The organism is Microbulbifer mixtoriginis (SeqCode) (assembly GCF_052468275.1).
The window spans coordinates 3,498,461-3,512,760 of the sequence record NZ_CP174341.1; the positions used below are offsets into that span (position 1 = coordinate 3,498,461).

Below are 14,300 nucleotides of genomic sequence, written 5' to 3' on the forward strand. Positions count from 1 at the left end.
TTCTTGCTATGTGGGAAGCGATAGGAGTCACACAACTGCCCACGCAAAAGTTTCGCTAAGCTTTAATTGTCGATGCAACAAAACCGTAATAAGCATCCAACGGACTGCGCCGCAGTTCGTAAATCTACAAGCAGAGGTGCCGTATAGATGAAACGCCAAAAACGCAATCACGCCGACAGGGCTTTCTACAAAGGGTATTTGGCAGCCCTGAACAATAAGTCTATAGATAGCTGTCCCTTTGTCGAAAATGACCCACACCAGGAATGGGTTAACGGCTGGCGTGAAGGGCGGGAAGATTACTGGAATGGCTTTGACAGGACTACCAAGGCGCAAAAACTGGAAATCTATGGCGCCATTTCCACCGATATCCAATATCCAGACGGCTGGAGTACTATTTAGCCTGCGGGAAAGGTGCAGGTTCACCTGCACCTTTTACAAGACCACCACCAGGCTACACCTGCATCCCTCTGAACCCGTTCAACGATAAAGATGAATTCAACATCTCAATCTAGGTTAATAGGACCAGGCGTTACTCGCCTATTCACCAGCTGAGCGACGACGCTCCATAGCTATAGACTCCACCGCTTCGCGGACAAGCTGCGGTCCCCGGTATATAAACCCGGTATAAACCTGTACGGCAGTTGCCCCTGCGCGAATTTTTTCTGCTGCACTGTCACCGTCGAAGATACCCCCAACACCAATAATAGGGATCTGCTTGTCCAGAGCCTTGGACAGCTGCGCAATAACCTCCGTGGAGCGGTGCTGCAGAGGCTTACCGCTCAGCCCACCCTGCTCATTACCATGGGGCAGATTAGCCACAGATGACTTATCAATGGTGGTATTAGTGGCAATTACGCCATCAATACCGTATTCGCACAGAGCCTCGGCGATCTGCTCTATGGCATCCCCTTCGATATCTGGCGCGATTTTTACCGCAACGGGCACGTAGCGATCGCTCTTTTGAGCCAGTTCCGCCTGCTTCTCCTTGATACTTCCCAGTAGCCTGTTGAGGCTCTCACCAAACTGCAGGTCCCGCAGCCCCTTGGTGTTCGGCGAAGAAACATTGGCGGTGATGTAATCCGCATAGGGATACACCTTTTCCATACAGAGCCGGTAATCATCCGCCGCCTTTTCTACCGGAGTGTCGAAGTTTTTACCAACATTGATTCCCAATACACCCCTGTAACGGCGGTGCTTCACTCTGTCGATTAAGTAGTCAACTCCCAGGTTGTTAAACCCCATACGGTTGATAATGGCACCCGCCTCTTCCACACGGAACAGTCGTGGCAACGGGTTGCCCGGCTGTGGGCGTGGGGTCACGGTGCCAACTTCCACAAAACCGAAACCCAAAGCACCCAAACCGTTAAAAGCCTGGGCATTCTTATCCAGTCCTGCAGCCAGACCAACAGGGTTAGGGAGGGTCAACCCCATCAGCTCTACCGGGTCGTGAGCGACTGCCTGTTTGAAAAAAGACATCAGGCCAAGGCGCTCAACGGCACCAATTGCATCCAGAGAGAGGTGGTGGGCCCGCTCGGGATCGAGCGCAAACAGAGCTTTACGCAGAGTTGAATACATACCTTTCCTTACGTGGGGACTGAACCCGTCCGCCAGGAGTCAACGAACGGAGATAGAATTTCATTGCCACCCGTGAAATAGCGCCAAGGAGAACTAACCCCCTAGCGCTATTTCCCGAACTCACTTCGGCCTACTCAGCCAGGGTTTCGCGGTCTGCAGTTGCGTGGGCAAGGTACATCAACTCGCGCAGCGCTACTGTAAACATCGCAAAATCACCGACGGCAGCTGCCTTCAGCTCGGCAATCATGTTGTGCCAACGCTGAATAGCCGGCGCCATAATAGCGCCCCAGCGCAACATTGCACTATCTACGTCCAATTTCTCCACAGTGGCAAGGCGCAGGATATTCACTGCCAGGGTGGCGAGCTGGCTGTCTAAGTCATCCATACTCGTTTCGCGTGCCTGGGCTTGCCAGAAGCTGTCCACCGGTAGATCGACAATCAAATTGCCAAACCAGTGTAGATTCAACTCGTCAGAGAGGCTGAAATAGACTTTGGCCACCTCTTCTACAGGGCGGTCACTGGCATAAGCAGATTCGGAAATGCCCAGTGCCGAATAAAGGTAAGTCGGGGATGCTGATAGCAGGGCAATCTCCTCTGGCAGCCCCGCCTCCAATAACTTTTGATAGCGCTGCTCCCACTCACCCAACGGACCACCACTCAGGACTTTCGGCAGGGCCTTGATCACCCTCTGCACCTGAGACTGGAACAGTGCGCAGTTTTGCCCAGGCTCCAGATCACTGCGACGATTGCGCAGGAACCAGCGGGTGGCACGGCGGACCCGACCGATCATGGAGTTGAGCAACTCGGTCTGCAGCTCGGCCGGTACTTTGTAGTCCAACTCAGCCAGCTGCTGCTGGAATTCCACCATCTTATAAACATCTCGAGCACTGATATAAGCCGCAGCGACATCATTGACGTCCGCGCCTGTTGCCGTGCTGATGCGGTTGTAGAAGGTGATTCCCATGCTGTTCACCATTTCGTTGGCCACCTGGGTGGAAACGATCTGGCGCAGAAGGGGGTGCTCGTAAACTTGGCCCTTGTAGCGCTCAACCAATGCCGAAGGAAAAGCGGATTCCGCGGCTTCACGCACCCGGGGGTTATCCGTGATTTCCGCCTCTTGAAGCTCCTCTTTTAACTTCACCTTCACATAAGAAATCAAAACGGAAAGTTCTGGCCGGGTCAGGGTCTGCCCCTTATGTACCCGATCGGAAATCTGCTCGTTATCGGGGATAAACTCCAGAGCCCGATTCAGTCGACCGTCATCTTCCAGGGTATTAATAGTGCGGCGGTATTCGTCAAGGCGTTTAGAGACCTGGTATTCCGCCACACTCAATGCGCGAGTTTGATCATAGTTATTGTGCAGCACCAGATCACTCACGGAGTCTGTCATACCATGCAGCAGCTCATTGCGCTGCTTCTCGGTCAAGTCACCGTTGGCAACCACTTTATCGAGGAGAATCTTGATATTCACCTCATGGTCGGAACAGTCCACTCCTGCCGCGTTATCGATAAAGTCGGTGTTACAGCGGCCGCCATTGAGGGCAAATTCGATACGTCCTTGTTGGGTCATACCAAGGTTGCCACCCTCACCAAAAACTTTGGCACGCAACTCAGCACCATTAACCCGCAGGTGGTCGTTGGATTTATCACCCACCTCACTGTCAGATTCAGTCCCAGCTTTTACATAAGTACCAATGCCACCATTCCAGATTAAATCAACCGGCGCACGCAGCAGTGCGCTGATTAATTCGTTTGGCGTGAGTCGGTCTTCTTTGATATCGAAGGCTTCTTTCATCTCAGGTGTGATGCTAATGGCCTTCACCCGGCGCTCAAAAACACCACCCCCCTTGGAAATGAGAGTGCGATCGTAATCCCTCCAGCTGGAGCGAGGCAGCTCAAACAGGCGCTTGCGTTCTTCAAAGCTAGCCGCTGCATCAGGGCTTGGGTCAATAAAAATATGCATGTGGTTGAAGGCAGCCTTCAACTGAATATGCTCAGATAGCAACATTCCGTTGCCAAAGACATCCCCACCCATGTCGCCAATACCGATGACAGAGAAGTCCTCTTTCTGAACATCCACCCCCATCTCGCGGAAGTGCCTCTGTACAGATACCCAGGCACCGCGCGCGGTGATTCCCATCTTCTTGTGGTCGTAACCCTGACTACCACCTGAGGCAAAGGCATCCCCCAGCCAAAAACCGTAGTCCTCAGCAATACCATTGGCGATATCAGAAAAAGTCGCGGTTCCTTTATCTGCAGCCACTACCAGATAGGGGTCATTCTCATCCCTGCGCACCACTTGCTTAGGCGCTACTATCTCACCATTTTTCAGGTTGTCGGTGATATCTAGTAAACCGCGAATAAAGGTTTTATAACAGGAAATGCCCTCTTCCAGCATGGCTTCACGACTGCCATCCACCGGAGGACGCCGCACAACGAAACCGCCCTTGGCTCCACTGGGGACAATCACGGCATTTTTTACAGCCTGGGCCTTTACCAGCCCCAACACCTCGGTACGGAAATCTTCTAAACGATCGGACCAACGCAAGCCGCCGCGGGCCACCTTACTACCGCGCAGGTGAACACCTTCCACTCTGGGAGAGTAAACGAAGATTTCAAATTCCGGGCGAGGTTCGGGAATACCGGGAATATCCCGCGGGCTGAATTTAATAGAGATGTAGTCTTTAGGCTGACCGTCAGCACCCGCCTGGAAGAAGTTGGTCCGTAAAGTAGCCAGGATCAATTCGAGATAACGGCGCAGCACCAAGTCTTCGTTGAGATTTTCAACAGCATCCAAACCGTCATGGATCTTAGCGATTAAACGCTCAACTCGTGTTTGTTCCTGCTTGCCACTACTAAGACGCGGGTCAAACAACGCGCGGAACAAAGCCACCAGGTTGCGGGTAATTTCAACCTGATTGGCCAAAGTCGCAGCAATAAAGCTCTGGCTTGCACTGGATTTTGTCTGTTTCAAATAGCGGGCGTAGGCACGCAACATAGAAACCTCTCGCCAATTCAGGCGAGCCGCCAGCACCAGGCGGTTAAAAGCATCACTTTCCGCAGTGTGATTCCAAATAGCAGCGAACGCATCCTGGAACAGCCCGCGCGATGCTTGGGCATCAACTTTTGTTGGAAGGCCAAACTCCAGGTGGAACTCATGCATCCATACATCACTACTGCCACAAGGGCGAATGGTATATGGGAACTCGCCCATAACCCTAAGACCGAGATTTTCCAATACTGGGATCACATCGGAGAGGGTTAAGCCGCTACCCCAGTTAAATACCTTAAAGCGCAAACTGCCCTGGGCCGCACCTACCGGCTGGTAGAAACTCATGGCCACCCGGTTGTTTTCGTTGAGATTCTGGATTGCTGCCACATCCTGTACAGCGATACGCGGCTCAAAATCCTCACGGTAACCAGCGGGAAAGGCACGACCAAAGATACGGAAAAGTCGATTACCCTCTTCCTCTCCACTGCTTTCAACTAAGGATCTTTGAAAAACGTCTTCCCAGGAACGGGTAATATCCACAATCTGCGCCTCCAACAGCGCTACATCTATATCGACAGGTTCATCGGGCGAGATGCGGAATACAAAATGCACACGCGCGAGAATGGATTCAGAAAAATAAGTCGTAAAGTCTGATTCTTTGGCTTTAATTGCCTTGGAAATATGGGAGCAGATCAATTCACGTACGTTACTGTTGAATTGATCTCTCGGCACATACACAGTGGCCGTAACAAATTTTCCAAAAAGGTCTCTACGCATAAACAGGCGAACATGAGCGCGCTCATTCAAACTGAGCACTCCCATCACCACTTTAAACAGGTCCTGACTACTACTTTGGAACAATTCATCGCGGGGGAAGGTATCCAAAATACGGCGCAACGCCTTGCCATCGTGGCCATAACCGGAAAGGCCACTGGACTCGATAATGGAAGCCATCTTACGTCGGATAATTGGGATTTTGGCAGGACTCTCTGTGTACACTGGCGAGGTGTATAGCCCCATAAATGCCGACTCTCCAATTACCTCACCCTCGGCGTTGTAGCGTTTGATCATCACATAATCTGAGTAGGCGCTGCGATGCACACGGGATTTCACTGAGGATTTGGCAAAAGTCAGATAGTTGGGGCCCTGGTAAAAGCGCTGCTTACCCTCGCTAAAGGCGGCTTCGAGCATTGGTGCTGCAGACTCTTCCAGTTTTTTGAAAATACCCAGGCGGCGATCTTCCACCTCACTGAGAATTTTCTTGTCATCAACCTGACTGAACTCGTATTCCCGGTAGCCAAGGAAGGTAAAGTTACCATCGCGCATCCACTGCAGAAACGCACAGGCCTCGAGAAGATTGGTGTCGTCCTCCGAAACCCCAGCTTTCAGCTGCCCCTCCATACCCCCACAGGTCTCGAGCATCGGCGCATAATCATCCACTACCAGCTCTACATCGCCTAGAACATCTTTCAGCGCCGCACTGAGTTCCGAGGCAAACTTGGCGGAAGTGTCATGGTTGACCTCAATATAAATGAGGGCCTCACTGACCAGCTTTGATCCCTTGGCGGGCTTATGATCCTTGGCCGTAACATGGTCGAAAGATAGATTTGGAATTTCATCCCGCGGAGGCAGTAGGTGCTTTAATTTGCCGCTGGCACTGCGCTCTAGTTTTAACACCGTACTCTTAATGGAATGAATAACCGTGTTTCTCTGGTTGACCTCCATACGCACCGAGTCCACCAGGAAAGGCATATCTCGCACCAACAGCCCAATTACAGTGTGCGAGCATTCCCAGCCATCGTCTTCCAGGCGTGGATTGAAGATCCGTACCTTCGGCAGGCCGTCAGAACGTTGTTGGATAAAGTTCCACCAGGTGTAGATACAACCGTAGATATCTACCAGGCGTCGGCCCTGCAGGTCTTCCAGCGGGTACTGGTGCAGGAACTGCTGCGCAAAAGCCACTACTGGTTCTGCATCAGATGCCAACTTGTCGCGAATCAGCTCACAAATCTGTGCTACCAATTCTTCACGGCTTTCGGTAATCACCGTCGCCATATTCACGGGGAACCTCCCAATCTCATTTTTGTCACATCGAATCCAATGACTGTAGATCCGAAAAGATCGTCATCTCATCCCTGAAGTGCTGCAGGGACGAGTCCTAAAAATTAAACTTTCACGTAACCTTGTAAGTGGCACTGGTGCCACCGAAAAAATGTCGCCTAAAAAGTGGGCTTGGGCGCGGTGGTTGCCTCTTCCTCTGGTGCCGTTAAAATCAACAGGCCCCACCGCTTTGGCGGCGACTATATATAAAAGATGGTAGATAGCCACCCGAATGAATAGGGCGGGTACATTTGTAGAAGAAGAGACGCTATGGAAGCAAACCGGAATAACAGAGATCACATCATCGCACTGGGCGACTGGCTTAAAGAGCAGATCATAGGCCAGGAAACGCTGGTTAATCGCATTCTTATCGCTCTGCTTGCCGATGGACACCTGCTTGTCGAGGGGGCGCCAGGCCTGGCCAAAACCAAGGCGATTAAAACACTGGGCGAAGCTATTGAGGGTGACTTCCATCGAGTTCAATTCACGCCAGACTTACTGCCGGCCGATATTACCGGTACCGACATTTACCGGCCGGAAACCGGAGAGTTCCATTTTCAACCGGGACCAGTATTTCACAACTTGATCCTGGCGGATGAGATAAACCGCGCGCCGGCCAAAGTACAGTCGGCACTGCTTGAGGCTATGGCTGAGCGACAAATTAGTGTGGGTCGAAAAACCTATCCGCTGCCGCAATTATTTTTAGTGATGGCCACTCAAAACCCCATTGAACAAGAGGGGACTTATCCTCTGCCCGAGGCTCAACTGGATAGGTTCCTCATGCAAGTGAATCTTGCCTATCCCGATGCCGAGGCGGAAGCAAAAATCCTGCGCCTGGCCAGATCCGAGGCCACCCTTGGCGAAAATCGCCCTACCGAAATCATTAGTCAGGAGACCATTTTTCAGGCTCGCAACCAGATTCTGGAAATGCAGATGGTCGAAGCCGTGGAAACCTATACTGTCCAACTTGTCATTGCTACGCGCGAGCCGGCGAAGTATGACAGCGAGCTGGCATCATGGCTAGATTTTGGTGCAAGCCCAAGGGCAACAATTGCACTCGACCGCTGCGCCCGTGCACGCGCATGGTTAGATGGCCGCGATTTTGTAACGCCCGATGATGTCATGGATGTAGCCCCGGATATTTTACGCCATCGCTTGCTACTCAGCTTTGAAGCCGAAGCCGCAGGTATCACTACCGACCAGGTTATTCAGCGCCTGCTGCAACAGGTGCCGGCTATCTGATGCACACAGCAACACCTCCTTCAGATTTGGACCTGCGCGGCGCCTATCCGGAAGTCAACTCACTCGTACAAATGCGCTATGTCGCACGTCAGCTACAACTCTTTAAACCGCGCCTGGTACGTAGCGACCAGGCTGGTGGCCTTCTTACCCGCTACCGTGGGCGAGGTATGAATTTCGAAGAGGTACGAGATTACCAGGCCGGCGATGACGTGCGCTCAATTGATTGGCGTGTTACCGCCCGCACCGGCACTACCCACACCAAGTTGTATCAAGAGGAGCGGGAGAGACCCATTGTTATCCTGCTCGATTTGCGTTCACCGATGTTTTTTGGCAGCCATCGCGCTTTCAAATCTGTAGCAGCGAGCGGCATTGCCGCCGCGCTGGGCTGGGCTGGACTGCAACATAGCGATCGCATTGGTGCCCTGCTCTTCTCGGATAACGACATCGATACAGTGCGCCCGAAACGCAGCCACCATGCCGTATTAGCGATGATTCACAGCGCGGTGGACAGAGCATCTAAATTACAGAGCCCTATCGCCGAGAATGGCAGCCAATCCATGCAGACTCTGCTGGAGGAAGCCCGCCGTATCGCTCGCCCCGGCAGTGCACTTTTTCTTATAAGTGATTGCCATGACCTCAATCAGGATTGCTCACAATCATTATATTTGCTGTCGAGACATGCGGATTTACAGGTACTGCGAATCACCGATCCGCTGGAACAGCATTTACCCGATCAGTCCCTGACAATTTCTGATGGCCGCCAGCGCACATTTTTGTACGCAGGCAACCGCCCCCTGCGTGAACATTTTGCAGAGAAGCAGGCCCAGGCCCGCGCCGATGTTGAACAATTATGCCGGAGGCACCGACTTCCGCTTTTGGATTTTGACAATACAAAACCCATTGTTGGGGAATTAATGTCTTTTTACGGTTCACGCCAGCAAAACGGCTGGCATAAAAATAAAAGGCAGTAGCCGTGAGCGATAGACAGCACTCTATATTTTCGCCAAGCAGGCTTTATGTAATTGGAGCGATTAGCGCTACCAACAAAGTCATTCCAACGGGGGGGCAACTATGCTGAGAAAGCAGCAACAACTACAGCCCCCCTCGCCTGAGGCCCAGGAATTACTGGCACAACTATACGATATCCAGGAACCAGCACCAGTAAGCTGGTGGCCACCTGCCCCCGGCTGGTGGCTACTAGCCCTATTAATCATGTTATCTCTGCTGGGAATTGCCCTATGGATCAGATATCAGCGCAAACAAACTGAGCGCAACCGCTACAAGGTTAAAGCGGTTAATTTATTGAATACGGTAGATATAAGCCGACCTGAGGCCACCGGGGAGATCAACGAAATTCTTAAGCGTGTTGCTGTGACCACTTATGGCAGAACCCGCTGTGGCAACCTCACCGGTACTGCATGGTTAAGTTTTTTAGAACAGAGCGCTTCTCTGAAGTGTCCTGATGAGGCACGGACAGCATTGCTCGAGCAACTTTATCGCGGCATTTCCAAGCAAGAAAGCAGCCAGGCTTTTCAACAATACGCTATTCAGTGGGTCCTGCAGCATCAACTATCGATGCAGGAACCTGAAAAACAAGTTAGTGAGGAACATGCCGGTGTTTGAGTTTGCCTGGCCCTGGGTTTTCCTGCTCACCCCACTGCCACTACTCGCGCGGTGGCTAATGCCCCGCTCAAAGCCATTGAGCAGTGCCTTAAAAGTACCCTTTTACTCTGAACTTTCCCAACGCAGTGGTGGGGAGCAAAGCAACTATCTCAATTTATTATTACTCACACTGATTTGGTTACTGCTGATCAGCGCTGCCGCGCGGCCTCGCTGGTATGGGGAGCCGATTTCCCAAGCCAGCAGCGCAAGGGATCTATTGGTTGCCGTAGACATATCCGGCAGTATGGAGACTCCCGATATGCTCCTTGGCGGGCGCCCGGCAATGCGTATTAATGCGGTCAAACAGGTAGTGGGAGACTTTGTCGAGCGACGCCAAGGCGACCGACTGGGCCTAGTGCTATTCGGCACCCGCGCCTACCTTCAAGCACCATTAACCTACGATCGGGAAACTGTAGGGACCCTATTGCGCGAGGCGCAAATCGGATTCGCCGGCCAGGGTACCGCTATAGGGGATGCTATAGGCCTCTCTGTTAAGCGCCTAACCCAGCGTCCAGCCGAGCAGCGCGTGTTAATCCTGCTCACCGACGGCGCCAATACTGCCGGCGAAGTCTCCCCACTGAAAGCCGCCGAACTTGCACAGCAAGCGGGCATTACGGTTTACACCATCGGTGTGGGTGCCGAAGAAATGGTTCAACCGGGCTTATTGGGCAGCCGCTATGGCAGCCGCAGAATTAACCCCTCCAGGGATCTCGACAGCAAAACCCTGCAGGCGATTGCCGATACAACGGGGGGGCGCTATTTCCGCGCTCATAACCCCCAGGAACTGGCAGAAATCTATTCGGAATTAGATGAACTGGAACCTGTGGAGCAGGAAGCAGAAAGCTACCGCCCACTGAAGTCCCTATTTGTATGGCCGCTTGGAGTAGCCCTACTCCTGTCTTCTATTTGGGCAGTGGCTCCTCTCACCACTAATTTCAGATATTCCGGCAACGGCAATAAACAAACCACTACCAGCGGAGGCCAGGCATAGTGAGCACCCCTGAGCTACTCCAATCGTTTCATTTTCTCCGCCCGTACTGGCTATGGCTATTAATCCCCGCGGCACTCATTTGCTGGGGCTTGGGCAAAATCGTTCTAAACAATGCCCAGCTACAAAAGGTGATTGATGCAGATCTTTTACCGCACCTTTTAATGCGCGGCGGTGCCAAGCGCCCCTGGTTATTCGGGCTAATCTTTGCATTACTCGCCGCCATGATTATCGCTATGTCAGGGCCCACCTGGAGAAAATTGCCGACACCGGTTTACAGTAATCAAGATGCCCTGGTGATTTTATTGGATCTGTCCCCCTCTATGATGGCGACAGATCTCGCCCCCAACCGTCTCACCCGTGCAAGATTGAAAATTCTGGACATTCTTCGTGAGCGCAAAGATGGCCTGACCGCCCTGGTAGCCTATGCCGGCGAAGCCCATGTGGTCACACCACTGACAGAAGATACCGCCACTATCGCCAACCTGGTCCCCGCATTATCGCCTGCCATTATGCCGGTACCGGGAAGCAATATTGAGATGGCTGTATCGACCGGCATTCGCCTACTCAGGGATGGCTCTGCTGGGCGCGGGCAACTGCTCGCAGTCACAGACGGCATTGAGCCTGCAGCAGCGGATATCGTCGCAAAATCCCTGGCCGAAGCTGGAGTTGAACTCAATATCCTCGCTGTCGGCAGTGGCGAGGGCAGCCCAATCCCCCGCGGCAATAGCGGCGGCTTCGTCACAGATAGTAATGGCGCAATTGTGATTGCCAATTTTGACCTACGGGAGCTGCGTAAGCTGGCTAGAGGCAGCGGCGGCCGTTACGCCAAGATCACCGTCAACGACGCCGACATAGAGCACCTGTTGCCGCAAAGCGAAACCCCCGAGCAGGCCGAATTGACCGAGCGAGAATTCGACCAATGGCGCGATGAAGGCCCCTTGTTGATTTTACTCCTCCTGCCCTTTGCCGCCCTACTGTTTCGCCGTGGCACTCTCGCCTGCACCCTGCCCCTCGCCCTATACTTGGGCCTACCGAGTGAAGGTCAGGCTTTTGAATGGAAAGACCTCTGGCAACGCAAAGACCAGCAGGGACAGGAATTACTCAACAAAGGGGAGTCTGCCGAGGCCGCCGAAACTTTCCGCAACCCGGAATGGCGGGGCACGGCAAATTATCGCGCCGGTGATTATGCCGCTGCTCAGCAGGACTTTGCCCAATTAAATGATGCGCAAGGCCTATACAACCTGGGCAATAGCCTAGTGCAACAGGGCGACTATGAGCGCGCCATTGAAGCCTATGACCAGGCTCTGGCCCAAGCCCCGCAATTCTCCGATGCGCAACACAATCGGGAAATTGCCGAGAAACTCAAGGAGCTTCAAGAGCGCCAGCAACAACAAGACCAACAGCAATCTGGTGATCAACAAGAACAACAAGATAAGCAGGACCAACAACAGGAGCAGCAGGCCGGCAACCAACAGCAAAATCAACAGAATCAACAACAGGAGAGCCAACAGCAGCCCTCCTCTGACGAGCCTCAGCCCTCCGAGCAGCAATCCGGTCAAGAGCAGGAACAATCAGACCAACAGCAACCTGCAAATGCTGAACAACAGAAAAATGAACAGGAGCAGCAGTCTCAGCAAGGCCAACAGGGTGAAGAAGAGCAAAAAGAACAGCAAGGGAAGCCCCAACCCGCCGGCGCCGAAGAGCGACAATTAGACCCAGAAACCCAGCAGGCTCTTGACCAATGGCTGCGCCAAATTCCCGATGACCCCGCCGGCTTAATGCGGGAAAAATTCAAATACGAAAGCCTGCAAAGACGGCGTGCCTATCGCAGTGGCGAGTGGGAGCCCCCTGAAAACGGCGCTACCCAGAGGTGGTAGATAAATCCCCACAATGCACAACATTATTTTCGGCTTTAGATGTGACCAAACCCCAGGAAGGCTTATGGATAGCTTTTTTAGAAAACATAACATTACTCGGCCACTAAACCTTACAGGACTTCATTGCCTGCTATTTTTTCTTGCTCTCTTTTGCCTGCCCGCAAGCAGTTGGGGAAGCGACCTCAATGCCAGCGTGGACCGCAATAAAATTGGTATTGATGAGACCCTGAATCTGCGAGTGCGCTACTCCGGTGATGAGAATGGCGGCCAACCCGATTTCGAATTACTTGAGCAGGATTTCGATATTCTATCCCGTCAGCAGTCCAACCAATATCGGGTAATTAATGGTCGTGCGGAAAGCTTCGTCGAATGGACGCTCACACTGGCACCAAAGCGGGAAGGAGAGCTGTTTATTCCCTCTCTGCACTATAAAGGACAAGTTTCTGATGCAATCCCCATAAAAATCAGCGAAGCCGGTAGTGCGCCCGACGGTGCCGATCGCAAAGCCTTTTTGGAGATCGAATTAGATAAAGATAAAGTCTACGTACAAGAACAGCTACTTGTTAAGGTTCGCCTATACACAACAATCGGCTTGCACGATATCGCCACCGAACCTTTACAAGTAGCCGGCGCCCATGTAGAAAAAGTCGATGAACAGCGTTATGAGCGCAAGCTCGGAGGCGTCAGCCATGCGGTATATGAACTCACTTATGCCGTTTTTCCCGATAGCTCTGGCCAGCTCTCTATCCCCGCAATGACTTATGTTGCGGTTGCCGGTCGCCGAGATCCTTTCTCACTGTTCAATCGCAACAGCCAGAGATTACGATTGCGCTCCCAGGCAAAAACTATTGAGGTCCTTCCCAAGCCTGACAGCTACAGCGGTACCCACTGGCTGCCCGCTGCAAGCCTCGGGATCGTACAAAGCTGGAGCCAAAATCCGGATACCTTCACTGTCGGCGAGCCCATAACCCGTATTCTTACCATACGGGCAGAGGGTCTGCGCGCAGCCCAGCTTCCACCTCTCCCCAAGTTGGATATTGAAGGCCTTAAAACCTACCCAGATCAACCACAACAAGAAGATCAGATAGGCCCCAATGGAGTAACAGGTAGCCGCATAGAAACTACCGCAATCGTCGCCACTCAGCCCGGTAATTATCAGCTACCTGCCGTCACACTCACCTGGTGGGATACCAAGAGCCAAAAACAGCGCGCCACCCAGCTCCCCGCCTTCCGCTTTGAAGTCAGCGGTACTGCTGTAGCCACACCCCAAACTCTAGAGCCAGGAAATCTCCCTACACTAGTTCCTGGAACCACCACTTTGGAGGAGCAAGATCATTTCTGGCGCAATCTGGCCATAGCCGCCCTTGCCTCCCACCTTCTGTGGATTTTTTACCTTTATCGATATCGTCCCCAACGGCTGGAACAGCCCACAGCGAGCGCCAAGCCAGCAAGAAAAATGCACCACGAAGCCAAGCTAAAGAAGGCTCTTGAAAGTGAAGATCCTAGACACATTCAACAAGCCCTACTCGACTGGCTTCAGCAACGCTGGCCACAAGTTGAGGGTAATAATTTAAGTGAGGTTTCGCACCAGTTAGGCTTTGAGGAGCTTCATGAGATCCAATCGCTGCTCAGCGCAGCCATCTATCAAGAACCTGTTAAACCGCTAAATATAGTGAAGATAAAAGTTCTGGTTGATAGGTTGATGAGTCGAGAGGGTGGTATGGATAAAATTTTGGAAGATGGGGAGTTACCGAAGCTATTTACTTGACACTGCCTCCACAAAAACCAACGTTTTTGGCTCGTAAGAATTAGGTAGGACCACCCTCAAAGAAATAACTTGAAAACTACCCCAAGGGCTCAA

At 52.4% G+C, this 14,300-nt stretch carries 9 protein-coding genes; 7 read left to right on the forward strand and 2 right to left on the reverse strand.

Annotated features, from left to right (window positions below; genetic code table 11):
• Positions 1–147 precede the first annotated feature (147 nt).
• Positions 148–399 carry a ribosome modulation factor gene (gene rmf / locus ACJJIC_RS15280; protein WP_444884593.1) on the forward strand — a complete coding sequence of 84 codons (252 nt, stop codon included), beginning with the start codon at positions 148–150 and terminating at the stop codon, positions 397–399.
• Between the two features lie 138 nt (positions 400–537).
• Here rmf and ACJJIC_RS15285 read toward each other — a convergent pair whose 3' ends face one another.
• Both ACJJIC_RS15285 and ACJJIC_RS15290 read right to left on the reverse strand, forming a co-directional pair.
• A complete protein-coding gene (locus ACJJIC_RS15285; protein ID WP_444900554.1) occupies positions 538–1,575 on the reverse strand; it encodes a quinone-dependent dihydroorotate dehydrogenase in 1,038 nt (345 codons plus the stop codon).
• Positions 1,576–1,705: 130 nt separating this feature from the next.
• On the reverse strand, positions 1,706–6,622 hold the full coding sequence (locus ACJJIC_RS15290) for an NAD-glutamate dehydrogenase (RefSeq protein WP_445357896.1): 4,917 nt from the start codon (positions 6,620–6,622) through the stop codon (positions 1,706–1,708).
• A gap of 315 nt (positions 6,623–6,937) precedes the next feature.
• On the opposite strand from ACJJIC_RS15290, the gene ACJJIC_RS15295 reads away from it, so the two are divergent.
• From ACJJIC_RS15295 to ACJJIC_RS15320, 6 genes are all read left to right on the forward strand, one after another.
• Positions 6,938–7,909: an AAA family ATPase gene (locus tag ACJJIC_RS15295; RefSeq protein ID WP_444884591.1), complete on the forward strand. Its 972-nt coding sequence runs from the start codon at positions 6,938–6,940 to the stop codon at positions 7,907–7,909.
• Positions 7,909–8,880 (forward strand): DUF58 domain-containing protein, encoded by a 972-nt coding sequence (locus ACJJIC_RS15300; RefSeq protein ID WP_252081977.1) that lies wholly within the window; start codon positions 7,909–7,911, stop codon positions 8,878–8,880. The genes ACJJIC_RS15295 and ACJJIC_RS15300 overlap by 1 nt, the downstream gene beginning before the upstream one ends.
• Positions 8,881–8,980: 100 nt before the next feature.
• Positions 8,981–9,532, forward strand: a complete 552-nt coding sequence (locus ACJJIC_RS15305; protein WP_445357335.1) for a DUF4381 domain-containing protein — start codon at positions 8,981–8,983, stop codon at positions 9,530–9,532.
• Positions 9,525–10,562 carry a vWA domain-containing protein gene (locus ACJJIC_RS15310; RefSeq protein WP_445357336.1) on the forward strand — a complete coding sequence of 346 codons (1,038 nt, stop codon included), beginning with the start codon at positions 9,525–9,527 and terminating at the stop codon, positions 10,560–10,562. Before ACJJIC_RS15305 ends, ACJJIC_RS15310 begins: the two co-directional genes overlap by 8 nt.
• The gene (locus tag ACJJIC_RS15315) at positions 10,562–12,439 is read left to right on the forward strand and encodes a VWA domain-containing protein (RefSeq protein WP_445359694.1); all 1,878 of its coding nucleotides are present in this window, start codon (positions 10,562–10,564) and stop codon (positions 12,437–12,439) included. Before ACJJIC_RS15310 ends, ACJJIC_RS15315 begins: the two co-directional genes overlap by 1 nt.
• 64 nt (positions 12,440–12,503) lie before the next feature.
• Positions 12,504–14,207 carry a BatD family protein gene (locus ACJJIC_RS15320; protein ID WP_445357338.1) on the forward strand — a complete coding sequence of 568 codons (1,704 nt, stop codon included), beginning with the start codon at positions 12,504–12,506 and terminating at the stop codon, positions 14,205–14,207.
• Positions 14,208–14,300: the final 93 nt, after the last annotated feature.